The 22,039-nt window shown below is 71.1% G+C and carries 21 protein-coding genes and 1 pseudogene; 9 read left to right on the top strand and 13 right to left on the bottom strand.

Annotated features, from left to right (window positions below):
* Nucleotides 1–8: 8 nt before the first annotated feature.
* Nucleotides 9–605, bottom strand: a complete 597-nt coding sequence (locus tag ACFYY6_RS20920; protein ID WP_351517610.1) for a dihydrofolate reductase family protein — start codon at nucleotides 603–605, stop codon at nucleotides 9–11.
* A gap of 542 nt (nucleotides 606–1,147) precedes the next feature.
* On the opposite strand from ACFYY6_RS20920, the pseudogene ACFYY6_RS20915 reads away from it, so the two are divergent.
* Nucleotides 1,148–1,264, top strand: a pseudogene (locus ACFYY6_RS20915) (DUF397 domain-containing protein); the annotation flags it as partial.
* Between the two features lie 54 nt (nucleotides 1,265–1,318).
* Here ACFYY6_RS20915 and ACFYY6_RS20910 read toward each other — a convergent pair.
* On the bottom strand, nucleotides 1,319–1,495 hold the full coding sequence (locus tag ACFYY6_RS20910) for an amidase domain-containing protein (RefSeq protein ID WP_389194566.1): 177 nt from the start codon (nucleotides 1,493–1,495) through the stop codon (nucleotides 1,319–1,321).
* Between the two features lie 798 nt (nucleotides 1,496–2,293).
* On the opposite strand from ACFYY6_RS20910, the gene ACFYY6_RS20905 reads away from it, so the two are divergent.
* Together ACFYY6_RS20905 and ACFYY6_RS20900 are read left to right on the top strand one after the other, a co-directional pair.
* Entirely contained in the window at nucleotides 2,294–3,169 is an 876-nt protein-coding gene (locus tag ACFYY6_RS20905; protein ID WP_389194563.1) for a L,D-transpeptidase family protein, read from the top strand.
* Nucleotides 3,170–3,235: 66 nt separating this feature from the next.
* Nucleotides 3,236–3,817, top strand: coding sequence for a Uma2 family endonuclease (locus ACFYY6_RS20900; RefSeq protein WP_351517615.1), 582 nt, complete (start codon nucleotides 3,236–3,238; stop codon nucleotides 3,815–3,817).
* A gap of 115 nt (nucleotides 3,818–3,932) precedes the next feature.
* Here the strand turns inward: ACFYY6_RS20900 and metG are convergent, their stop codons facing one another.
* A complete protein-coding gene (gene metG, locus ACFYY6_RS20895; RefSeq protein WP_389194560.1) occupies nucleotides 3,933–5,537 on the bottom strand; it encodes a methionine--tRNA ligase in 1,605 nt (534 codons plus the stop codon).
* 203 nt (nucleotides 5,538–5,740) lie between these two features.
* Here metG and ACFYY6_RS20890 point away from each other — a divergent pair, with 203 nt between their 5' ends.
* Both ACFYY6_RS20890 and ACFYY6_RS20885 read left to right on the top strand, forming a co-directional pair.
* Nucleotides 5,741–6,394, top strand: coding sequence for a response regulator transcription factor (locus ACFYY6_RS20890; RefSeq protein ID WP_073789152.1), 654 nt, complete (start codon nucleotides 5,741–5,743; stop codon nucleotides 6,392–6,394).
* Nucleotides 6,395–6,657: 263 nt separating this feature from the next.
* Nucleotides 6,658–7,869, top strand: coding sequence for a sensor histidine kinase (locus ACFYY6_RS20885; protein WP_386609019.1), 1,212 nt, complete (start codon nucleotides 6,658–6,660; stop codon nucleotides 7,867–7,869).
* Here ACFYY6_RS20885 and ACFYY6_RS20880 read toward each other — a convergent pair.
* Nucleotides 7,803–9,677, bottom strand: a complete 1,875-nt coding sequence (locus ACFYY6_RS20880; RefSeq protein ID WP_389194557.1) for a VWA domain-containing protein — start codon at nucleotides 9,675–9,677, stop codon at nucleotides 7,803–7,805. The two genes, ACFYY6_RS20885 and ACFYY6_RS20880, sit on opposite strands and share 67 nt — an antisense overlap.
* Nucleotides 9,678–10,163: 486 nt before the next feature.
* Here ACFYY6_RS20880 and ACFYY6_RS20875 point away from each other — a divergent pair, with 486 nt between their 5' ends.
* Both ACFYY6_RS20875 and ACFYY6_RS20870 read left to right on the top strand, forming a co-directional pair.
* Complete coding sequence (locus tag ACFYY6_RS20875) at nucleotides 10,164–10,349, top strand: aldehyde dehydrogenase (RefSeq protein ID WP_351517621.1); 186 nt, start codon at nucleotides 10,164–10,166, stop codon at nucleotides 10,347–10,349.
* Nucleotides 10,350–10,412: 63 nt separating this feature from the next.
* Nucleotides 10,413–10,814, top strand: coding sequence for an RNA-binding S4 domain-containing protein (locus ACFYY6_RS20870; protein WP_351517623.1), 402 nt, complete (start codon nucleotides 10,413–10,415; stop codon nucleotides 10,812–10,814).
* Between the two features lie 114 nt (nucleotides 10,815–10,928).
* Here ACFYY6_RS20870 and ACFYY6_RS20865 read toward each other — a convergent pair whose 3' ends face one another.
* From ACFYY6_RS20865 to ACFYY6_RS20850, 4 genes are all read right to left on the bottom strand, one after another.
* Nucleotides 10,929–12,941, bottom strand: a complete 2,013-nt coding sequence (locus ACFYY6_RS20865) for an FUSC family protein (RefSeq protein WP_389194554.1) — start codon at nucleotides 12,939–12,941, stop codon at nucleotides 10,929–10,931.
* Nucleotides 12,942–13,005: 64 nt separating this feature from the next.
* Nucleotides 13,006–13,302: a DUF2630 family protein gene (locus ACFYY6_RS20860; RefSeq protein ID WP_351630773.1), complete on the bottom strand. Its 297-nt coding sequence runs from the start codon at nucleotides 13,300–13,302 to the stop codon at nucleotides 13,006–13,008.
* Between the two features lie 23 nt (nucleotides 13,303–13,325).
* Entirely contained in the window at nucleotides 13,326–14,360 is a 1,035-nt protein-coding gene (locus ACFYY6_RS20855) for an NADP-dependent oxidoreductase (protein WP_351517628.1), read from the bottom strand.
* Nucleotides 14,361–14,372: 12 nt separating this feature from the next.
* Nucleotides 14,373–15,392, bottom strand: coding sequence for a hypothetical protein (locus ACFYY6_RS20850; RefSeq protein ID WP_389194550.1), 1,020 nt, complete (start codon nucleotides 15,390–15,392; stop codon nucleotides 14,373–14,375).
* Nucleotides 15,393–15,557: 165 nt separating this feature from the next.
* Here ACFYY6_RS20850 and ACFYY6_RS20845 point away from each other — a divergent pair, with 165 nt between their 5' ends.
* Complete coding sequence (locus ACFYY6_RS20845) at nucleotides 15,558–15,968, top strand: hypothetical protein (RefSeq protein ID WP_351517630.1); 411 nt, start codon at nucleotides 15,558–15,560, stop codon at nucleotides 15,966–15,968.
* Nucleotides 15,969–16,177: 209 nt separating this feature from the next.
* Here ACFYY6_RS20845 and ACFYY6_RS20840 read toward each other — a convergent pair whose 3' ends face one another.
* The 4 genes from ACFYY6_RS20840 to wrbA form a co-directional block, all read right to left on the bottom strand.
* Complete coding sequence (locus tag ACFYY6_RS20840; RefSeq protein WP_351517632.1) at nucleotides 16,178–16,600, bottom strand: universal stress protein; 423 nt, start codon at nucleotides 16,598–16,600, stop codon at nucleotides 16,178–16,180.
* Nucleotides 16,601–16,865: 265 nt separating this feature from the next.
* Entirely contained in the window at nucleotides 16,866–17,546 is a 681-nt protein-coding gene (locus ACFYY6_RS20835) for an FMN reductase (protein WP_388651566.1), read from the bottom strand.
* A 5-nt stretch (nucleotides 17,547–17,551) separates the two neighbouring features.
* A complete protein-coding gene (locus tag ACFYY6_RS20830) occupies nucleotides 17,552–18,697 on the bottom strand; it encodes an LLM class flavin-dependent oxidoreductase (protein ID WP_351517634.1) in 1,146 nt (381 codons plus the stop codon).
* A 363-nt stretch (nucleotides 18,698–19,060) separates the two neighbouring features.
* A complete protein-coding gene (wrbA, locus tag ACFYY6_RS20825) occupies nucleotides 19,061–19,678 on the bottom strand; it encodes an NAD(P)H:quinone oxidoreductase (RefSeq protein WP_351517636.1) in 618 nt (205 codons plus the stop codon).
* Between the two features lie 408 nt (nucleotides 19,679–20,086).
* Here wrbA and trpS point away from each other — a divergent pair, with 408 nt between their 5' ends.
* A complete protein-coding gene (trpS, locus tag ACFYY6_RS20820) occupies nucleotides 20,087–21,202 on the top strand; it encodes a tryptophan--tRNA ligase (RefSeq protein ID WP_389194547.1) in 1,116 nt (371 codons plus the stop codon).
* Between the two features lie 76 nt (nucleotides 21,203–21,278).
* Here trpS and ACFYY6_RS20815 read toward each other — a convergent pair whose 3' ends face one another.
* Nucleotides 21,279–21,899: a 3'-5' exonuclease gene (locus ACFYY6_RS20815; protein WP_351517638.1), complete on the bottom strand. Its 621-nt coding sequence runs from the start codon at nucleotides 21,897–21,899 to the stop codon at nucleotides 21,279–21,281.
* Nucleotides 21,900–22,039 lie beyond the last annotated feature (140 nt).

The raw sequence follows: 22,039 nt of genomic DNA, 5'->3' as shown, positions 1-22,039 counted from the left end.
CGGAGCGCTCAGCCGGTGACGCGCGTGTAGGTGAGGAACACCGCGCCGCTTTCAAGGGCGGTGTGGTCGGTGAGCGTCCAGGTGCGCGGGTCGAAGGTGGCCTTGCGGGAGAACAGGGGGATCCCGTCGCCGATGGTCAGGGGGCCGACCTTGAGGATCAGCGTGTCGATCTCGGCGTACAGGGAGCCCGCCAGCTCGGCTCCGCCGAGCAGCCAGATGTCCTTGCCGTCCAGCTGCTTGAGCTCCCGCACGGTCGCCACCGGGTCGTCGGCGACCAGTTCGACAGCCGGATCCGGGCTCTCGCTCAGGGTCCGGGAAAATACCAGGTGACGCAGGTGCGGGTAGGCGTCGGTGATCCCGGCCGCAAGACCGATCTCGTAGCTGCGCCGCCCCTCCAGCACCGTGTCGAAGTGGGTGCCCCCCGCAGTGACAGACAGCGCCTGCCGGGCATGTACGGGAAGCGTCTCCGGGTACTCGGCCACGAGGTGCTGGAGGTAGTCCTCCGGTATGGGCCAGAATCCGTTCGGACCAGTGGGGTCCGCGCCGTCCGGGCCCGCGATGAAGCCATCGAGAGTCGTGGCGATGTAGTGGACGAGTCTGCGCACGCCGTGTCCCTTCCGTCGGTCCTCTGTCGCGGAGCGGCCCCGGGGCCGCCGGATGGGTGCCTGGGTGCGGGGCCGCCGAGTGATCATCACACTGGGTCGACTGCGCGAGCACCGGAACGTCAATTCTTGCTTCTGCGGCAGATTGCGGATCTGGCCCACGGCCATTGGATTGCTCGCAACGGGCGGTGCCATGTCCTTTGACGAGTGAGCAACGGCGGCGCGGGCGGGGTCGGGTCCGCGTTCCTGACGCCGATGCGCAGTGCGCGGCCCGCCCGGCGCAGGTGTAAGGCGGCCGGGTTTTTGGCGTAGTCCGGCGTCTGGAAAGGTCCAGGAATGACGGTGGCTTCGTCTCCTCGGACGGTGGATGTCGCGCGGTACTCCGCGACGTACTTCTCCTGTACACCCCCTGTGTCCGGTGGACAGTTGCCTACGCCAGGATCGCTGCTGTGATTCCAGACCGCGCAGGCGACTCCTAAGATCTGCGGCCTCCACGGCGGCACCAGCCGCAGCCGCCCAAGCCTCAAGGTCATCGGCCGTGGCCGGTGGCGGGAGGCATAGGGAACCGACTGCTTGTTCACAGCAAGTCGTCGTACTCCGACGGCGCCGGCAACAACTGCGTCGAGGTCGCCGACCTCACCGGCACGGCGTACGCAGGGTTCGTGATTTACGACAGCGAGGACACACAGGGTCCTGCGCTGCTCGTCGCGCCGTCCTTATTCGGTGCGTGCATAGAACCACTTCTTGTTGTCCTTGCGGCTGGCGTAGCTGCCGGAGGTTGCCTTCCAGCCGCTGGCCCGCATCACCTGGGAGACGAAGTTCGTGCAGTCGTTCTGGTAGGTGCGATAGTCGTTGCTCGGCGTCTTCCAGTACTTGTCGGCGTAGCGCACCATGGCGCTTTAGTTGTACGAAGTGGTTGCGGAAGCCTCGGCATCAGGGGTGGCCTTCGGATCAACTGAGCCGCTGGGCAGTTCGGTTGTCGCGGAGGCCGTGCCCTTGTCGCCTTCGTTCTCCGAGTCCGGAGCCGGGGCGTCGGCAGGTTCAGCGATCTGAGTGCTCGGCACGGGCCCGCCATCGAGCTCGGCCTTGTCCGCTGCGAGCGGGGTGAAAATGACGTGGGCTGAGCCGGGCACAGGCTCCGCCGGTGGCCACACAGAATCGCTTCTGAATGACCTTCCGTGGTCGCTTGTGCGCCCACGTCATGGACGGCCAGGGTGTGTGCAGGCACATTGCCGAGGTTGAGGTCTGTGCCCACACACGGCTTCCCCGCACCGTGCTGCACGTCGGGTACGAGAGCGGGCACACCTGTCACACCGGGCACTTCTTCTTCGCGGAGCCCGCGGCCTCGACTCGGCAAAGGTCGAGCCTCCGTTCCCCTGCGGAGGCGAAGGGTGGCGACAGCAGGACGGTGGGTTCCGGGGCTGGGTGGTCTGCCTGGCCTGCGGTACGGGCGGCCCGCGTCGCGTTCCGCCGCCGCGATCGGACTGACCGCCGGGAGAAGAGTCCGGACGCGGCGTGCGTACCGCCGTATGGCCCTCGTGCGGATTCGCGTTCTCGTGACTCGGCGTTGACTGGGGTCGGCGGGGCCGAGCGTGACGGCGAGTCCCGTCGAGCCGCATGCCCGTGACCGATCCGACCTACCCGGCCCGCGTCGCACCGCGCCGCCGCACGTCCGCTGAGGAGAGAGAGCCGTGTCCGTGTCCCGTACGTCGGCCGCCCGGCGTCGTCCCCCGTACGCCGTCCGGGCCGGTAGCTGCGTTGCCGTGATCGTTCTGCTCGCCGCCTGCGGCGATACGGCCGTCACCGACACCGCCTCCCGCGCCACCCCGGCGTCATCCGCCTCCTCCACCGGGACCGCCGGGGCGCAGGCCGGGGACGGGCGGGGTGGTCGGAAGCCGTCCGCGGGCTCGCAGGCGGACGGGCCGCCGGGACGGTTCGCCGAGCCCGCGCCACGGGCCCCGGGTCTTCGCCCCGCCCTGATCCCCGGGCTGGGGCTGCGGACCAGGGGGAGGATGCCGGTCGACGCCCGGCAGGCCCTCGTCGTCACCGGTGACTCGTACGACTCCAGCCTGTCCACCGCCGTCCTGTACACCCGTGACAACCCCGCCCAGGGCTGGCGGGCGGTCACCTCCCGATGGCCGGCCCACAACGGCCTCAACGGCTGGGCCGACAACCACCGGGAGGGTGACCTCCGCACCCCGACCGGGGTCTACGGGCTGACGGCGGCGGGCGGTCGGTTCGCGGCGCCGAACACCGTGTTCCCGTACGAGCAGGACCCGGCCTACACCGTGAGCGGCGAAGGGTTCGACGGTGAACCCCTCGAAGGCTCTTTCGATTACGTCGTCGCGATCGACTACAACCGGACCCCCGGTGTCTCTCCCCTGGACGGCGAGCGCCCGCTCGGCCAGGAACGGGGCGGCGGCATCTGGCTCCACGTGGACCACGGCGGCCCGACGCAGGGCTGTGTCTCGTTGCCCGTGGAGCACATGAAGGAACTGCTGAGGCTGCTCGACCCGCGGAAGAACCCGGTGGTGGTGATGGGGGACGCCGAATGGCTGGAGCGGTGAAGCGAGCCCTGGCCGAGGCGTGTGTCCGTACGCTGGACGCAGTCCGGTTTCCAGCAGGAGGCAGTGATGACCGTGGTTGAGGAGAGCGTGCTGACCCAGGAGGTCTTCGAGGACCTCGCCCGTCACGCCACACGCGCCGAAGAAGCGCTGCGTCTGGAGTTCGTGAACGGGAAACTGGGGGTCAAGGCTGTGCCCGACGGGGATCACGGGCGGATCATCGCCTGGCTGACGCGGATCTGTATGCAGTCGGACCCGGGCAACTGGCTCTTCGCTGAGCAGGGGCTGCGGATCGGGACGTATCGCAAGGGCAATGCACGTCCGGACGGTTCGCTCGCCTCGCTCGACACCTTCGTCGGTCAGGGGGAGTGGGCCAGCCCTGACGGCGCGCTCATGGTCGTCGAGGTGACCTCCTACGACGAGGACACCGACCGTCGGGGCCGGGTTGAGAAGCCGCGCGCCTACGCCGAGGCCGGGATTCCCGTCTACCTGCTGATCGACCGCGACAGTTGCGAGGTCAAGGTGCACTCGGAGCCCGACGGCGTGCGGTACGAGCGCGTGGTGACGGTGCCCTACGGGAAGACCGTCGAGCTGCCCGATCCGGTCGGCATCGAGTTGGACACCGAGCCGCTGAAGGACTGGGTTCGCTGAAGGACCGGGTTCGACGAAACGAGTGCGCCGGTGGTGTGCGCGCACGATCGAGGGCCGGGACCGCTGCGTCGAGCGGATGTCCCGGCCCTCACCGTTCGTGCGGGAGAGGCGTGCGTTACGCCGGCTTCTCCTCCAGGCGGGGGAACAGCACCGCGCCCTTCGTGACTGTGGTGCCCGCCGGGAGGCGGCCCCAGTCGCCCGCTTCCTGGACGCGCTGGTCGGACAGCGCACCCAGGGATGCCTCGGCGCCCAGTGAGTCCCACAGCTTCTGCGAGGTCTCCGGCATCACGGCGTTCAGCAGCACCGCGACGCCGCGCAGCGACTCGGCGGCCGTGTACAGGATCGTCGCGAGGCGGGCCCGGCCCTCCGGAGAGGTGTCCTTGGCGACCTTCCAGGGCTCCTGCTCCGTGATGTAGCCGTTGACCTGCTTCACGAAGTCGAAGATCGCCAGGATGCCGGCCTGGAAGTCCAGCTCCTCGCCGATCTTCTGGTCGGCCGTGGCGACGGCCTTCGCCAGCCCCTCCTGGACGGCCTTCTCGGCGTCACCCGCGGCGGTGGCCTCCGGGAGCACTCCGTCGAAGTACTTGCCGACCATCGCGGCGACGCGCGAGGCGAGGTTGCCGTAGTCGTTGGCCAGCTCGGAGGTGTACCGGGCGGAGAAGTCCTCCCAGGAGAACGAGCCGTCGCTGCCGAACGCGATGGCGCGCAGGAAGTACCAGCGGTACGCGTCCACGCCGAAGTGCGAGGTCAGGTCCTGCGGCTTGATGCCGGTCAGGTTCGACTTCGACATCTTCTCGCCGCCGACCATCAGCCAGCCGTTGGCCGCGACCTTGCCCGGCAGCGGCAGGCCCTGCGCCATCAGCATCGCGGGCCAGATCACCGCGTGGAAGCGGAGGATGTCCTTGCCCACCAGGTGCACGTTCGCCGGGAACGTCCCGTCGAACTTCTCCTGGTTGGCGCCGTAGCCGACCGCCGTGGCGTAGTTCAGCAGCGCGTCGACCCACACGTAGATGACGTGCTTCTCGTCCCACGGCACCGGGACGCCCCAGTCGAAGGTGGAGCGAGAGATGGAGAGGTCCTGGAGGCCCTGCCGGACGAAGTTCACGACCTCGTTGCGGGCGGACTCGGGCTGCACGAAGCCGGGGTTGTTCGCGTAGAACTCCAGCAGCTTCGGGCCGTACGCGCTCAGCTTGAAGAAGTAGTTCTCCTCCTTGAGGATCTCCACCGGCTTCTTGTGGATCGGGCACAGCTTGACGCCGTCCTCGTCCTCGATCAGGTCGCCGGGGAGCTTGTACTCCTCGCAGCCCACGCAGTACGGGCCCTCGTAGCCGCCCTTGTAGATCTCACCCTTGTCGTACAGGTCCTGCACGAACTCCTGCACCCGGTCGGTGTGCCGCTTCTCCGTCGTACGGATGAAGTCGTCGTTCGCGATGTTCAGGTGCTCCCAGAGGGGCTTCCACGCCTCCTCCACGAGCTTGTCGCACCACTCCTGCGGAGTGACATTGTTCGCCTCGGCAGTGCGCATGATCTTCTGACCGTGCTCGTCCGTGCCGGTGAGGTACCACACCTTCTCGCCGCGCTGGCGGTGCCAGCGCGTGAGCACGTCGCCTGCGACGGTCGTGTAGGCGTGGCCCAGGTGAGGAGCGTCGTTGACGTAGTAGATGGGGGTCGAGACGTAGTACGCCGTCGCCCCCTGCTTCTCGGATCCAGTGGCCGCCATGGGCAAAATCCTAACGGCCTGCCGAAGATCGACTCACACCGATTACGGCCGGTGGCGGTCGGGGCCGGGAGCGTTCCGGGCCGTGACGGGACGCCCCTGGCCGCTGCGGAGACCTCTGCGAAACATGCCTTCCCATAACAAAGACGCATCCTGGGAGGGAGTGGACACGCATGCACGGGGCACACGAAGCAGGGGACATCACGATGCGGGTACTGGTCGCCGAGGACGAGGAGATGCTGGCGGAGCTGGTCGCCACAGGGCTGCGACGGGCCGGATTCGCCGTCGACACCGTGTACAGCGGTGACGCCGCCCTCGCCTACCTGGGGCTGCACGACTACGACGTCGTCGTCCTCGACCGCGATCTGCCACGGGTGCACGGCGACGACGTGGCGCGGAAGCTGGTCGCCACCGGCTCCCGGACCAGGATCCTGATGCTCACCGCCGCCGGTTCCATGGAGGACCGGGTCGCCGGGCTCGATCTCGGTGCCGACGACTACCTGGGCAAGCCCTTCGAGTTCCCGGAGCTGGTGTCGCGGGTACGGGCGCTGCGGCGGCGCAGCGCGCGCCCCGTACCGCCGCAGCTGGAACGGCACGGCATCCGGCTCGACACCGTGCGGCGCACCGCCTCCCGGGAGGGCCGGGAACTCGACCTCTCGCCGAAGGAGTTCTCGGTGCTCCAGCTGCTGCTGGAGGCCGACGGCGCGACCGTCAGCGCGGAGGAGCTGCTGGAGCGGGCCTGGGACGCCAATGCCGACCCCTTCACCGGTGCCGTCCGGGTCTGCATGAGCAAGCTGCGGGGGAAGCTCGGGGAACCCGCGCTGATCCGTACGGTGCAGGGTGTGGGGTACGCCCTGTGAACGGTGATTCCTCTCCGTCGTCGGGTGAGTCTCCCTCGTCTCCTTCGTCTCCCTCGTCATGCCCGTCTCCCTCGTCACGCCCGTCCGGCTCGTCGCATGGGACGCGTCGGCTGCGTGGGAAGCGTGCGTCGCGGGTGGACCGTGATGCCGCGCGTGTGCCGTGCCAGGGCGGGCGCGTTCCGCGCGATGCCGCGCGCGTTCCGCGAGCGCCTCGTGTTCCCGGTGCCGCCTTTCGCGTACCGTGCGTCTTCCGCGTCCCGCGCCTGCGCTGTCCGCCGCTCATCCGCCATTCCACGATCCGGACCCGGATCGCGCTCGTGTACGGCGGGGCCTTCCTGGTGCTGGGTACGGCACTGCTCGCCACCGTCAACCTCGCCTCGCGCGCGGGTACGGACTCCCAGGCGCGGGACATCGCGCGCACGGCCGCGGTCGTCCAGCCCGGTTACGCCGTCAACGGCCCCCTCGTCACCCGGCGCACGCTCGGGCCGCCGACCGTCTACGACCTCACCGACCACGTCAGCGACGCGGCCGGTCACCAACTGCTCATCTGGTCCGTCGCCTCGCTGCTCGTCATGACGGCGTGCGCGGTCGGGGTGGGATGGTGGACCGCGGGGCGGGTCCTGCGTCCCGTCCACACCATGACCGCCAAGGCGCGCCGGCTCTCCGAGCACACCCTCCACGAGCGCATCGCGGCCCATGGCCCCGACGACGAGCTGAAGGAACTCGGCGACACCCTCGATGCCCTGCTGGCCCGGCTGGAGAAGGCGTTCGACAGCCAGCGGCGGTTCATCGCCAACGCCTCGCACGAACTGCGGACCCCGCTCGCCACCCAGCGGGCCGCGATCCAGATCGGCCTGGACGACCCGTCCCAGGAGGATCTCGTACGGACCCGGCAGACGCTGCTGGACAACAACCGGCGCAGCGAACGGCTCATCGAGGGATTGCTGGTCCTGGCCCGCAGCGAACGCGGGCTCGCGGCGGGCGAGCGGGAGGAGGTGGACTTCGCGCGGGTCGTGTCGGAGGAGGCGGCCCGGCACTCGGGCGTGCGCGTCGATACCGGGCCCTGCGCGGTACGGGGGAACCGGATGCTGCTGGCCCAGCTGGTGGCGAACCTGCTGGCCAACGCCGTCACGTACAACGTGCCCGACGGGACCGTGGAGGTGTCGGCGGTGACGGCCGGCGAGAGCGTGCTGCTGGAGGTGCGCAATACCGGGCCGGTGGTGGACGCGGAGGACGTCCCCGGGCTGTTCGAGCCGTTCCGGCGCGGTGAGGGCAGGGACCGGATGGGGCGCGGGTCGGGGCTGGGCCTGTCGATCGTGCGCTCCATCGCGGTCGCGCACGACGGTACGGTCACGGCGGTGCCGGGCCCCGGGGGCGGGCTCGCCGTGACCGTACGCCTGCCGGCGGATCAGGCCTCGGTGGCCGCCGCTCGGGCCGCGATCCAGTCGGGGAGGGCGGCGAGGACCTCGCGGTAGAAGGTGGCGTCCGGGACCTCGCGGGGGGTGGGGCCCGCGTGGAAGAACCCGGCGTTCGGGGCGTCCAGCTTCCGCAGGAAGTCGAAGCCCTTCGCGTCCTCTTCGCCGAACGCGACGAACTGGAAGAACAGCGGCAGCCGCGCCGCGTCGGCGAGCGCCTGCTTCGCGGCCTGCTTGGCGTCCGGCGGGCCGTCCGTCTGGAAGACGACCAGGGCGGGACCGGTCGCCTCCGACTTCTCGTAGTGCGTGACGATCTCCTCGACGGCGCGGTGGTAGTTCGTACGGCCGAGGCGGCCCAGACCCGCGTTCATCTCGTCGATGCGGCCCTCGTGACCGGCGAGCTCGACCGTGCCGGTGCCGTCGATGTCGGTCGAGAAGAACACGACCTGAACGGTGGCGGTCTCGTCCAGGTGCGCGGCGAGGGCCACGGCGCGGTCGCCGAGGTGCTGGGCGCTGCCGTCCTTGTAGAACGGGCGCATGGAGCCGGAGCGGTCGAGGACGAGGTAGACGGTGGCGCGCAGGCCGGTCAGCCCGTGCGCCTTGAGTCCGGCCTGGGCGGCCTTGTACGCGCCCACGAGGCCGGGCGCGCGGGTCTTGACGCGGGCGAGCGAGAGGGCCGGCTTGGGGGTCGGTGCCGCAGCGATGGGGGTCGGGGCGGCGGGGGCCGGGGCAGGCTCCGGGACGGACTCCGGCTCGGGGGCGGGAGCGGACGAGGGGGCCGGTGCGGGATCCGGGGCGGCGGTGGTGGCCGTGGTGGTCCCCATGGTGGCGGCCGTGGTGGCCGTGGTGGTGGCGGCAGGTTCGGAGGTGGGTTCCGGCTCGGCCGGGGTTGCGGCGGCTTCGGGCCCGGGAGTCGCGGTGGTGTCGGCCTCGGGGATCGGCGTCGGCTCGGGGGCCTCGGCGGTAGTGACCGGGGTGGGCTCGGGCTCGGCGTCGGCCTCGGGCCGGGCGGGGGTCTCGACGATGGGTTCGGCCTTGGGCTCGGCCTCGACCTCGGCCTTGGGCTCGGCCTTGGGCTCGGCCTTGGGTTCGACCTCGACCTCAGCCTTGGCCTCGCTCTCGATCCGGGTCTCGGACTCGGTCTCGTCCTTGAGCGGTTCCGGCTCGGTCTCGGCGGCGGTCTCTGCGGCGGTCTCTGCGATGGTCGCGGCCACCGGCTCGGGTTCTGGCCGCGCGACGGTCGGCTCGGCCCCGGCGACAGCCTCGGCCTCGTCGGCCTCGTCGGCCTCGTCGTTCTTCGGCTCGGTGACCATCGCCTCTGCGGCTTCTGCTTCCGCGACCTCCGCGACCGCCTCCTCTGCGGGCTTCCGCCCCACAGCCTCCGGCTCGTCCGAGGCCGCCGATGCCGCCGCCGACGCTGACACCGCGACCGGCTCCGAGTTCGATTCAGGCTTCGGCTCCGACACGGAACCCGGCTCCGACACGGAAACCGGCTCCGACACGGGTTCCGGTTCGGGTTCGTTCGAGTTCAGCTCGTCGGACTTCGGCTTCGAGGCCGAACCCTGCGACGGGAACGAGGGGATGGAGGCCTTGTCGAAGGCCGCCGCCACAAGGTCCGAGGCCAGGCCGGTGCTGCCGTCGCTCTCGGCGGACCGGGGCGAGGCGGGGGCCGGGATCGAAGCCTTGGGGGCCGGGTCGGTTGCGCCCGCCGGGGCCTCCGCCGTGGCCGGCTCGTCCGCCGGTGCTGCGACCGGCTCCGACTCCGCGGGCGCGGTGCGTTCGGTCTGGGGCGGGACCGTGGCCGTCGGCGCGTCCTGCTCCGCGCGGTCACGGCCGAACACCTTGCGCAGCAAGCTCCGAATGCCCATGGGCGAGGCCTTTCGCGTGAGTGGGGTGCGATGAATGTCCGACCTGCGGGAATTGATCCCTGGCCAGGGCGGATATGTAAGGTTAGCGGCCGGATCCGGCCCTTCGTCGGCACGGCCCGCCCGTGGGAAAAGCGATCGGCGAACGATCTCCCGCCAAACCCCGAACGAGCCCTGTGCGCATGTCGTGCGGGCCTGGTGTGCTTCGTTCAAATGTACTGATGCGGGCCCGAATTGCCTTGTCGGCGTGAGCGCACGTGCATGTGACGGTAAGTCAGGTGAACCGTTGTCCGTTATTCACCTGCATTGCCAAGAAGGGCCCTTCATATGGGGAAACCCTCTCGTCGAACACGTATTGCGGCTTGTGCCAGTCGCGGTCGGAGCGCTGCTTTCCGGACTTGCTCCGGGGGCCGGGGCCACAACGGTTTCGGCCGCTCCGAGGGCCGCCGTCGCCGCGGCGCCCGTTCCCGGACGGGCCGCCGACTCACGTTGCCGAACGCGAAGATCCTGCGGTCGTCGTTCGGGCCCGAGGACCTCTATCCGGCGCACGGGCGCGGTGACGGCTTCGCGCCGCAGCTGTGGTCACCGAGCGAGCACCCGCCGAGCAAGTGCGGGGCGTGCAGGCGCGAGCTGTACAGCTACGACATGTCGGAGGTCATCGGCGGCTTCGGCTGAGGCCCGGGGCCTCGTGAGTGATCCGGCCCGACCCGACGCCCGCGCCGCACTACAGTCGGACACATGGTTTCCGGTGAGGCGCCGCAGGCGGAGGGCAGTGCCCGGGTCGACGTCTGGATCTGGTCGGTCCGGTTGACGAAGACCCGTTCGCAGGCCGCTGCCGCCTGCCGTGCGGGGCATGTGAAGGTCGCCGGTGAGCGTGCCAAGCCGGCTCAGACGGTGCGCGTCGGCGACGAGGTACGGCTTCGGCACGCGGGCCGGGACCGGATCGTGGTCGTGTCGAAGATCGTGAAGAAGCGGGTCGGCCCACCGGTGGCGGCCGAGTGCTTCATCGACAACAGTCCGCCCCCGCCGCCGCGCGAGGCAGCGATCCAGGTGCCGGTACGCGACCGGGGCGCGGGGCGGCCGACGAAGCGGGACCGGCGGGAGATGGAGCGGCTGCGGGGCGGCGGTTCCACGAGGTGAGCGGCGGCCCCGGCTCCTGACCGTGCGGGCCGGACCGCGACCGTGCGGCCACAGCCCGGACGGTTCGTACGATCGCGGCTGCGTCCGCGGCCGGGGCCACGACCACGAGCGCGGCTACGGCTGGGGGGACGCGATGGCCCGTGCCGCCGCCACCTCCCGGCGCAGGGGGGCCAGTACCCCCTTCTCGTCGCCCGGTAGTTCGGCACGCACCTCCACCAGGACCTCGCTCGACCGTATCCCATCGGCCAGTTCCATCAACTGCCGCCGGATCTCCGCCACCTCCTCCGCCGGTGGTTCCGGCGCTCCGTGGTTGACCCGGACCCGGGCCGCCGTCGTCGCGTCCACGATGCGCTCGACGGCGACGACCAGCGGCCACCAGGCGGCGGCCCGGACGCCGACCGGGGGCGGTTCGGTCAGCGCGCGCTGGAACTCGGACCGTACGACCGACAGATCGCGGTAGATGCGGCGCCGGGCCCGCAGACGCTCCGCCCGGTCGCCCGCACCACCGCTCCCGGGGCCCTGCGCGCTCGCGCGGCTCCCGCCTCCCCCGCCGTACCCGCCTGGCTCGAACGCGCAGGCCACGTAGTCGGCGATGTCCGTCACCACGTCCGCGAGCCGGTGCCCGACGCGGGCGTGCCAGCTCTCCGGCCACAGGAGGTAGCCCGCCACGAGCACGATGGCGCAGCCGATCAGACTGTCCAGGAAGCGCGGCCAGACCAGGTCGAAGCCCTCGTGGTTCAGCAGGTCGGAGAGGAGCAGGATGACCGGGGTGATGGCCGCGGTCTGGAAGGCGTACCCCTTCGCCGTGAACGCCGGGATCAGCGCCGCGAGCAGCACCATCACCGGCACGTCCCACCAGCCGATCGGCACCGCGGCGAGCACCGGCGCCGCGACCACGAGCCCGGCCGCCGTGCCCACCGAGCGCAGCACGGCCCGCGAGAACACCGAACCGAAGTCCGGCTTGAGGACGAACGTGACGGTCAGCGCGACCCAGTAGGAGCGCGGCACCGGGATCAGTGAGGTCAGGGCCTGGGCCAGGCCGACGCACAGGGCGAGCCGCAGCCCGTACCGCCACGAGGCCCCGGTGAACAGCACGCTGCGGGCGGTCCGCCGCACGCGTACCCCGAGCGCCGCGGGGCGTCCGAGCCGGTCGTCGACGTTGTACGGGTCGGGATCGGCCTTGTGCACGACGGTCGCGGCGTGCCGCAGCGCGCTGTCCACGGCCCTGGTCGCGGGCGAGTCCGGGGTGGGCAGGCTGAGTTCGGGGCGGCCCGTACGGCTCTCCTCGACGGCGGCGGCGAGTTCGCGTACCGCCTCGGGGATCGCGTCCGGCAGCCGGACCCCGCGCACATGGACCGCGGGCGCCGCCTCGACGAGCGGAATGACGACGTTGAGCTGGGCGAGCAGTCGCACCATGGCGTTGCTGCGGCCGTGATAGCGGGCCCGGCGCGCCAGGATCAGGTCGTACGAGGTGTTGAGGGACTGCGTGACGGCCTGGCGCCGTTCGTCGTACGCGTCGCCGCCCGCGGCGGCCAGCAGATCCGCGACCGCGAGATAGGTGCCCGCGACCGCGACCCGCTCCGGCAGTTTCCGCCGCAGCGGCCAGGCCAGCAGGGTCATGCCGAGGACGAACAGACCGCCGACCGTGAGCAGCAGCGGGGCCACCCACCAGGGTTCCGGCATCGGCAGACCCGCGCCGACCACCGCGTTGAGCAGGAGCAGCAGCCCGGACACGGAGGCGACCGCGCCGATCGTCGACATCATCCCGGAGACCAGGCCGACCACCGTCAGCGCGGCGACCGCCCCCCACCCCGTCCCGTACACCAGCGTGCCGAGCATGACGCCGAGCGCGCCGAAGAGCTGCGGTAGGGCGATGTTGAGTATGCGCATGCGGTACGCGTCGGCGGTGTCGCCGATGACGCCGGACAACGCGCCCATGGAGACGAGCGCGCCGTACGCCGGCCGGCCGAGCGCGAAGCCGACGGCGAGCGGTGCGGCCAGGGCGATGGAGGCGCGGACGACCGCGGCCCAGGGCACGGGGGCGGACGACTGGGGGCGGAGCCCGCTCAGCAGCCAGGTGGGTGGAGTCGTGCGCCTGCGGCCGTTCCTGGTCTCCGTCTGGGTCAACGATTCCCCTCTGTCCTGTGTTCAGCTCCGGTGCGTTTCTGTCTCGTGTTCAGGTCCGGTGCGTTCAGCTCTGGTAGCCCTCGACCTCGTCGGCCGACCGGATCCTCGCGGTGGAGGGGTCCTCGCCCGCTTCCCGGAGTGCGCGGCGCTGTCTGAGCAGATCCCAGCACTGACCGAGCCGGATCTCGACCGCGTGCAGCCGCGACTTCTCGTCCGGGGCGAGGCCCATCTCCCGCGAGGAGCGGTCGCGAAGGGTCCGTTCCTCGGCGACGAGGGCGCCGATGTCATCAATGATGTCGCGCTCCTCATTGTTCCTGTTGTGCTGGTCGCCCTTGTTGTCCTTGTTGATCTCGTTGTTCATGGTGCCTCCTGCGGCGGCCCGGCTCAGAGCGCGATGACGGTCTTGCCGCGTGCGCCGCCCTCCCGGTGCCGGTCGAGGGCCTGCGGGGCCTTCTCCAGCGGGAGTTCGGCGTCGATGGGCACGCGCAGTACGCCTTCGGCGGCGCCCGCCGCCAGGATGTCGAGCAGGACCGGGGTGGGTTCGAGCCGGAAGTCGATGCCCGTCACCCCGCCGGGGAGCGTGGCCCTCGCGGCGGCGTCGCGGGTACTGAGGGCGATGCCCCCGGCGCGTACCGGCGCGGCATGCGCGGCGAAGGCGTCCGGCGTGGCGCAGACCAGGTCGACGAGCGCGTCGACGCCGTCCGGGCAGACCTCCCGTACCGCCTCTTCGAGGGGACGGGCCAGGGTGTCGATGGTGGTGGTGGCGCCCAGGGCGGCCATGCGCCTGCGTTCGTCGCCGCGCACGGCCGCGATCACGCGGATGTCCCGGGCCGCCGCGAGCTGGGTGAGGCAGCTGCCGACGCCGCCCGCCGCCCCGACGACCAGCAGGCTCTCGTGGCCGCGGAGCGCCACGGTCTCCAGGATCTGGGCGGCGGCCATCCCGGCGGACGGCAGCGCCGCCGCGACCGCGAGAGGGAGGCCGGGCGGGACGAGCGTGACGGCGGACTCCTGCGGCACGGTCAGGTAGTCGCAGCAGGTGCCGCTGACGGCGGGGCCGGCGGTGCGGCCGAAGACCTGGTCGCCGACCCGGAAGCGGTTCGGGCCGCTGCCGATCTTCTCCACCCGCCCGGCGAAGTCCACGCCGACGACCAGGGGGAAGGCAGGGGTGGCGGCGGGTGCGCCGGGGGCGGCGGTGTCGGGGGAGCCGGGCGCGTCGAGGGAGGAGCCGGGTGTGATGGGGGAGCCAGGTGATTCGGTTGAGCCGGAGGGTTCGGCGGAGCCGGGCACGGTCTGCCAGTCGCAGGGGTTGAGCGCGGCGTACTCGACCCTGACCCGGATCTCCCCGGCCCCCGGTTCCGGCTTGGGCAACTCGACCAGTTCGGGCGCGGCCCGGAACGCGCTGACGGCTATCGCTCGCATGTGGATGACCTCTCAGTCGTCCCCGATACGGCAGTCACGGGAACCACTGTGTCCCGGCCCGTCCGCCGACGCACGTCGAGCCCGCCACGCCCCGGCCGGGACACCGCCCCGCCGGGCGAGCACCGCGCACAGGGCCACCGCGAGCCCCGCACCGAGCACCGTCCACGCCGTCGTGCGCAGCGAGCCCGTCAGCGCGTCGTACACCGCCGCCGCACCGCCCGTCTGACCGGCCGGCACCCCGGCCAGCACCCGGTTGCGGGCGATCGCGACCACCACGCGCAGCACCACAGCCCCCAGCGCGAAACCGAGCCCGACCAGCGCCGTGGCCGCGAGCGCGGCCTCCGCGCCCGCCGTGCCCCGGGCGCGCGTCCGGTCCCTCGCGTCACCGGTGCCCGCCGCGCCGTGTTCGCCTCCTGGCCGCCCGGCGCGCATCCGGGCCGCGATCCCGGCCACGGCCACGGTCAGGACGGCGAACACCACCGTGCCGACGGCGGGCAACACGCTTCCGGCACGCAGCAGGCGGAAGGTGTGGCGCAACTGGTCGGCGCGGTCGGCGGAGATGAGCGTGATCTCCGTGTGCTGGACCGGGATCCGGTCGGCGAACGGGATTCCGTCCGCCTTCAGGTTTTCCTTGATCCGCTCGGTCACGGGCGCCAGATCGATGGTGACCGCCTCGCCCGTGTTGCCGTTCAGCGCGGCGGTGACGGCCTCGTGGGCGGTGCGGTTGGTGGCGTTCCACGCGTCCTGGAAGGCGTCGGTGGTGGTGAAGGACAGCACCGCCTGGTGCAGGAAGTTCCGTACGACGTCCTGGATCGGCCCGGCGTCGATCTGCTGCATCGTCGCGTCGGTGATCTGGTCGGCGACGGTGGTGCGTACCTCCGGGTCGGAGGCGAGCGGGGCCACCGCGGCGACGTACCGGTCCGTGTCGTCGATCTCCAGGTCCACCCAGGCGGACAGCGCGCTCAGCGGGATGAGCACGGCGAGCAGCACCGGCACCACCACCGACAGGGTCTTCGAGAGATACGTCCGCACCCCTCCAGGAAAGCCCGTACGACGGTCCCGTGTCCCAGGCCCTGGGCCATCCGAGTTGCCGGGTGGGGCGGCCGGGTGTGCTCTGGAGGGAACAGAGGATGGTGCGCCCCGGGGAAAGCGGGGCGTCGTGTCCTGGAGGGGCGGCGACGGAAGGAGCTCTCCGCCATGGCCACTCACGTAGCGAGTCCGGCACGCGGCCGGTCCCGGGGCGGGGCACACGCGCGTCGGCGCAGCACGCTCGCCTGGGCGATACCCGTCGTACTGGGTGCGGCGTACGGCCTGTACGCGTCGTTCATCCTCCGCAACCACGGCGCGAGCGGCGGCCGGCAGTTCTGGTACGGCCTGATCACGGCCGTGGTCCTCGGGGCACTCTGCTTCGTGCTGGGCCGATTCCAGCGCGGCATGATTCCCCTGATGAAGGCGGTGGCCTACGGGGCGCTCACCTGGGCGGCGATCGGGCTGCTGGTGGGGCTGACCGGGTCGAGCGTGCTGCGGTCATCGGCGCTGGGGCTGTCGGTCGGCCTCGGGATGTTCGTCACGGCGTTCTACCTCTTCTACACGCACGAGAGAGCGTGACCTCCGCCGCCGGGGTCCCCCGGTACCACCATCGGCGCCACCCGGCACGACCAGTACGGCCTGCATGACCGGCACGGCGACGGGCCCGCACGGAAATCCGTGCGGGCCCGTCGCCGTGCCGGTCATGATGATTCGTCATGACGCCGTCGCAGTGCAGTGACGTCGTCGCGGTGATTCGTGTGCGGCGTCGGGGTGTGCCGCGGTGATCATCAGTCGCGTACGACCGTCACCGGGCACGGCGCGTGCTGGGTGACGTGGAGGCTGACCGAGCCGAGCAGCGTCGCCTTGAAACCGCTGTACCCGCGTGCGCCCACGACCAGCAGGTTCGCGCCCTTGGCCCGCTCCAGCAGGGACTGGGCCGGGTTGCCGATCACGATGACCTTGGTCACCTTGGCCGCGCCCTCGGCGCCCAGGGCCTCCTCCAGCGCCTCGGTGAGCGACACGGTCGCCAGGGCCTGCGGGTCGAAGTCCTCCGGCATGCCGGGCATCATGGACGCCCAACTGGTCGCCGGGTACTCCCAGCTGTTGACGGCTTCCACCGTGTCGCCGGTCAGCTCCGCCTGGCGTACGGCCCAGTGCAGCGCCTTGATCGACGACTCGGAGCCGTCGACGCCCACCACGATCCTGCCCATCTCTGCCTCCAGCTCGGTTCGGCTCAGTGCGCAGAGGCGGCACGCGAAGAAACCTCGTACACCCGGTACGGGCCGCTTTCGCGTGACGCATCTTTCACGCCAATGTAATCAAACGGGACAGATGTGTTGGTGACGCGGGCCTGTCGGCCCCGGCTGTCCGGCCGTTCGGCCCGAACCGCCCCCAACGATGGGGCCGATGGTCCCGGGCCGGTCGTCCCAGGACGGCCGGCCCGGACCGGGAAACGGAACGGGCGGACCGAACGGATCAGTCCAGCCGCAGGTCGGCGAGCTGCTGTTCGAACGGTATGACCTCGTCGTCGAGCCCGAGCGTCCTCGGAGCCCTGGAGGCCACCCGTCCGCCCGTGAGCACGGCGGCGAGTTCGCCGCCCGCCCGCCGGATGCGGGACGGCAGGCCCTCGGTGTACTCGTCGCCGGACGAGCCCCAGTCCTCCGACGCCGCGTACACGGAGGTCGGCAGGACACTGGCTCGCAGGTAGGCGAAGAGCGGGCGCATCGCGTGCTCCAGGACCAGCGAGTGGCGGGCGGTGCCGCCCGTCGCCGCGACGACGACGGGCTTGCCGGTGAGCGCGGTGTTGTCGATCAGGTCGAAGAACGACTTGAACAGTCCGCTGTACGACGCGGTGAAGACGGGCGAGACGGCGATCAGGCCGTCGGCCTCCGTCACCTCCTTGATCGCCTTGTCCAGGGCGGCCGGCGGGAAGCCGGTCACCAGGTGGTTGGCGATGTCGACGGCCAGGTCGCGCAGCTCGATCAGCCGGACCTCGACCGTGCGGTCCTGCTCGGCCAGCAGCCGTTCGCGGGCGGCGCCTGCCAGCCGTTCGGCCAGCAGCCGGGTCGACGAGGGGCTGCTCAGTCCCGCCGACACGGCGACGATCCGCAGCGGCTCGGTGGTGGGCAGGGTGGGCGTGCCGGACGTGGTGGACACGGTGATCAGACTTCCTTCGCGGCGGTGACGGTGGTGCCGGTCGTGGTGCTGTCGGCACCGGGGGCGTCGGCCGCGATGCCACGGGCGGCGGCGACGGCCGGGTGGAGGGGCGCGGCGTCCGGAACCCCGGCCGGCCGCAGGGCGGCGAACTCCTTGCGCAGCACCGGGACGACCTCCTCACCGAGGATGTCGAGCTGCTCCAGGACCGTCTTCAGCGGCAGTCCCGCGTGGTCCATCAGGAACAGCTGGCGCTGGTAGTCGCCGACGGCCTCGCGGAAGGTCAGGGTGCGCTCGATGACCTGCTGCGGGGAACCGACGGTCAGCGGGGTCTCCCGGGTGAAGTCCTCCAACGAGGGCCCGTGCCCGTAGACCGGCGCGTTGTCGAAGTACGGGCGGAACTCCCGTACCGCGTCCTGCGAGTTCTTCCGCATGAACACCTGGCCGCCGAGGCCGACGACGGCCTGCTCGGCGGTGCCGTGCCCGTAGTGCGCATACCGGCGGCGGTAGAGGTTCACCATCTTCTTGGTGTGCTCCATGGGCCAGAAGATGTTGTTGTGGAAGAAGCCGTCGCCGTAGTACGCGGCCTGCTCGGCGATCTCCGGGGAACGGATCGAGCCGTGCCAGACGAACGGCGGGACGCCGTCCAGCGGGCGCGGGGTCGCGGTGAACGACTGCAGCGGCGTACGGAACTTGCCCTCCCAGTCCACGACGTCCTCGCGCCACAGCTTGTGCAGCAGGGCGTAGTTCTCGATGGCGAGCGGGATGCCCTGGCGGATGTCCTTGCCGAACCAGGGGTAGACCGGGCCCGTGTTGCCGCGACCCATCATCAGGTCGACGCGGCCGTCCGCGAGGTGCTGGAGCGTCGCGTAGTCCTCGGCGATCTTCACCGGGTCGTTGGTGGTGATCAGCGTGGTGGACGTGGACAGGATGATGCGGTCGGTGCGGGCGGCGATGTAGCCGAGCGTGGTCGTCGGCGAGGACGGGACGAACGGCGGGTTGTGGTGCTCGCCGGTCGCGAACACGTCCAGCCCGACCTCCTCCGCCTTCTGCGCGATCGCGAGCGTCGCCTTGATCCGCTCGTTCTCGGTCGGTGTCCTGCCGGTGGTCGGGTCCGTGGTGACGTCCCCGACGGTGAAGATCCCGAACTCCATGGCCCGCCTCCGGTTTGTTGAACGTTGAACTATGCGAACACACCCTACAACGGGACGGGCTCCTGGGCTATTCCGAGGGGGCGTGCCGCTGTTCCGCGGGCCGCTGTTCCGCGTGTCGCCGCTCCATGGGTCTCCGTTCCGCGGGTCTCCGTTCCGCGGCGGCCTGCCGGGGGTGGCGCCTACTCTGGGCAGGATCTGCGGGCCCGGTGCGCGGCCCGCGCCGGACGGAGGCGGAGAAGTGTGGCGGCGCCCGTCGGCTCTTCGCCCGCTCCGGCCCGGCATTCCGGGCTCCCGCGCGCATACGTCGAAGCGCCCGTCGCCGCGATGGATGCGGGCGACGGGCGCTTCGGGGTCGGGCGCGGCTCAGGCGCCGAGGCCGGCCTTGAGGGCCGAGGCGATCTTGACGACGCGCTCGGCCTGGTGGCGCGCGGCGTTGCGCGTCTGGTCGGCGATCGGGTTGTTGCCCTGGGCGTCGACGTGGGAGGTGCCGTACGGGTTGCCGTCGATGAACTTCACCGCGTCGGTGTAGCCGGGAGCGACGACCAGGCCGCCGAAGTGGTGGATGGAGTTGTACAGGGCGAGCAGCGTCGACTCCTGGCCGCCGTGGGTGGTGGCGGTCGTCACGAAGCCGCTGTACACCTTGTCGGCCAGGGCGCCCCGGGCCCACAGGCCGCCGAGGGTGTCCAGGAACTGCTTGAGCTGCGAGGACACGTTGCCGAAGCGGGTCGGCGTACCGAAGATCACGGCGTCGGCCCATTCGACGTCGTCCGGCGTGGCGACCGGTATGCCGGCGCTGGCGGCGGCGTGCGCGGCCCATGCCTCGTTGGAGGCGATGGCGGCCTCCGGCGCGAGCTCGGCGGCCTTCAACAGGCGCACCTCGGCACCGGCCTTGGCGCCCGCCTCGGCGATCTCCTTGGCGATCTCGGCGCTGAAGCCGGTGGAGGAGTAGTAGATGACAGCGAGCTTCACGGCGGTAGACATGGGACGCATCTCCGTTCAGTGCATACGAGACATACGAGATAATCCGGGTGATCACCCGCGCCTGTGCGGGGCGGCCATCATTTAACCATTTGGTTCATGATTCAACAAATGTCCCTGGTCGGCGCGTCCGACGGTCCTGGGCCGGCAAGCCGAGGCGCGGGCCGGGCCATGGGGGGCCTTTCCGTACCGCCAGGCGTACTGACGCGTTACCATCGGCCCATGACCTATGCCCCGTGCCGGAACTGGTGGCGCTCCTTCTAGGAGCGGCCACTCCACGCGCACGGAACCAGGGCCGTTCGAATCGGACGGCCCTTCTCTCTGCCTCGTACGGGTGCGGATGCCGGTGGACTCCGGCGGGCCGTCCTCCACCCAGCCAGTACCGCGGCATCAGCGAGGAGAGACAGTTCCATGAACGCAGCCACCACAACCGCCACCGTGACCGCCGACGCGCCCGTCGTCGAAGCCGTGCCCACCGACGCCTCCGCCACCGACACCGCCGCCCTGCGACGCTCCGCCGAACTGGAGGAGCTGATCCGGCGGGCCCCGGAACGGTTCCGGGTGATGACCGGGGACCGGCCCACCGGACCGCTGCACCTCGGGCACTACTTCGGCACCCTCCACAACCGGGTCCGGCTCCAGGACCTCGGGGTGGACGTCTTCGTGATCATCGCCGACTACCAGGTGCTCACCGACCGGGACGTCGCCGACCGGCTCGCCGAGCACATGGAGGCCATGGTCCTGGACTACCTGGCCATCGGCGTCGACCCCGAGCGTTCGACGATCTTCAATCACAGCGCCGTGCCCGCGCTCAACCAGCTGATGCTGCCCTTCCTCAGCCTGATCTCCGTGGCCGAGCTGAACCGCAACCCCACCGTCAAGGACGAGATCGCGCACTCCCGGCAGTCGGCGGTGAGCGGGCTGATGTTCACGTATCCGGTGCACCAGGCCGCCGACATCCTGTTCTGCAAGGGCAATCTGGTGCCGGTCGGGCGGGACCAGCTGCCGCACCTCGAAGTGACCCGGACCGTCGCGCGCCGCTTCAACGAGCGGTACGGACAGGTCTTTCCGGAGCCGGACGCGCTGCTCTCCGCCGCGCCGCTGCTGCTCGGCACCGACGGCACCAAGATGAGCAAGAGCCGGGGCAACTCCATCGCGCTCGGCGCCACCGCCGACGAGACCGCGCGGCTGATCAAGGGGGCGAGGACGGACGCCGACCGGCACATCACGTACGAGCCGGAGAACCGGCCCGGGGTGTCCTCGCTCGTCCTGCTGGCCGCGCTCTGCCTGAACCGAGACCCGCGCGAGTTGGCGGAGGAGATCGGCGGCGGAGGCGCCTCCGCGCTCAAGCGGACCGTGACCGAGGCGGTCAACGACCGGATGGCGCCGATCCGGGCGCGGCGGGCCGAGTACGCGCGGGACATGGGCTATGTGCGGTCCGTGCTGCGGGCCGGGAACGTGCGCGCCAACGAGATCGCCGGGGCCGCGCTGGACGAGGTGCGGGGCGCGATGGGCGGGGTGCTGTAGCGCTCTGTTCCATGGGATCTCCGCCCCGCGGGTGCTCTGGCCCACCGGCCCGGTCGGCAGACCCCTGACGATGTCGTCAACTCATTGAGGCATCCGATGGGTTGGGCCAGGCGCCTCGGGCTGCCGTGTCCAGGACCAGGGCCGCGATGTTCCAGGCGTCGTCGGCGCCGCTGTGGTGCCGGCCCTCCAGCGGAAGGCCGGCGATCCGCAGGGCCTGCGCCATGCCGGGGCGCTTGCGCAGGCCGTGGGCGGCGGTGAAGGGGAGTTTGGCGTTGGTGTGGTGTCGGCCGAACGGGTAACGGGTGCCGGTGGCCCGGCACTGGCGGATGAACTGGTTGCGGTCGTAGTCGCCCCAGCTCGCCCAGGGCCGGATCCCCGCCTCGTGCTCCGACGCCAGCAGCGCGCACGCCTCGGCGAAGGAGACGCCCGTGCCCACCTCGGCCGCGGTCAGGCCGGTCAGTTCCGTGCAGAACGCGCTGACGGTCGACCGGGCCGGGCGGACCAGGATCCGGTGCCGGGCGATCCTTCCCCGAGCTCTCGACCCCGTTCGAGCAGGCAAGACCCCATCGGCCGCGCGCAGATCGACGACGGTCAGCCCGATCTCGATGATCTCGCTGACCGCGCCGGGCGGCGGCTGGCCGTCCCAGCACGTCGCCTCGACGTCGATCACGTTCAGGAGATCCGGTTCGGCAGACATGGGAACGAGGGTAGGTGGCGGGGAGTGCCCGGGCATGCGGATTTTGAGCGCGTCCGGGTTCCGGGATCCGGAGCGTGTCCGGGTGTCCGAAGTCCGGCATTCGTGATGGTGTCCGGCATTCGGGACGGTGTTGGGCGTCC

Origin of the sequence: Streptomyces sp. NPDC001750, assembly GCF_042892615.1 — a bacterium.
Lineage (GTDB): Bacteria > Actinomycetota > Actinomycetes > Streptomycetales > Streptomycetaceae > Streptomyces.
This window is presented reverse-complemented; position numbering and strand designations above follow the sequence as displayed.

What these genes read in the sequence shown, in the direction of transcription:
- ACFYY6_RS20845 (WP_351517630.1), top strand. Translation starts at nt 15,558, where the DNA reads ATGGCCACTCACGTAGCGAGTCCGGCACGCGGCCGGTCCCGGGGCGGG.
- metG (WP_389194560.1), bottom strand. Translation starts at nt 5,537, where the DNA reads ATGGCGGCCACTGGATCCGAGAAGCAGGGGGCGACGGCGTACTACGTC.
- ACFYY6_RS20855 (WP_351517628.1), bottom strand. Translation starts at nt 14,360, where the DNA reads ATGCGAGCGATAGCCGTCAGCGCGTTCCGGGCCGCGCCCGAACTGGTC.
- ACFYY6_RS20815 (WP_351517638.1), bottom strand. Translation starts at nt 21,899, where the DNA reads ATGTCTGCCGAACCGGATCTCCTGAACGTGATCGACGTCGAGGCGACG.
- ACFYY6_RS20830 (WP_351517634.1), bottom strand. Translation starts at nt 18,697, where the DNA reads ATGGAGTTCGGGATCTTCACCGTCGGGGACGTCACCACGGACCCGACC.
- trpS (WP_389194547.1), top strand. Translation starts at nt 20,087, where the DNA reads ATGAACGCAGCCACCACAACCGCCACCGTGACCGCCGACGCGCCCGTC.
- ACFYY6_RS20910 (WP_389194566.1), bottom strand. Translation starts at nt 1,495, where the DNA reads ATGGTGCGCTACGCCGACAAGTACTGGAAGACGCCGAGCAACGACTAT.
- wrbA (WP_351517636.1), bottom strand. Translation starts at nt 19,678, where the DNA reads ATGTCTACCGCCGTGAAGCTCGCTGTCATCTACTACTCCTCCACCGGC.
- ACFYY6_RS20900 (WP_351517615.1), top strand. Translation starts at nt 3,236, where the DNA reads ATGACCGTGGTTGAGGAGAGCGTGCTGACCCAGGAGGTCTTCGAGGAC.
- ACFYY6_RS20860 (WP_351630773.1), bottom strand. Translation starts at nt 13,302, where the DNA reads ATGAACAACGAGATCAACAAGGACAACAAGGGCGACCAGCACAACAGG.
- ACFYY6_RS20890 (WP_073789152.1), top strand. Translation starts at nt 5,741, where the DNA reads ATGCGGGTACTGGTCGCCGAGGACGAGGAGATGCTGGCGGAGCTGGTC.
- ACFYY6_RS20840 (WP_351517632.1), bottom strand. Translation starts at nt 16,600, where the DNA reads ATGGGCAGGATCGTGGTGGGCGTCGACGGCTCCGAGTCGTCGATCAAG.
- ACFYY6_RS20870 (WP_351517623.1), top strand. Translation starts at nt 10,413, where the DNA reads ATGGTTTCCGGTGAGGCGCCGCAGGCGGAGGGCAGTGCCCGGGTCGAC.
- ACFYY6_RS20880 (WP_389194557.1), bottom strand. Translation starts at nt 9,677, where the DNA reads ATGGGCATTCGGAGCTTGCTGCGCAAGGTGTTCGGCCGTGACCGCGCG.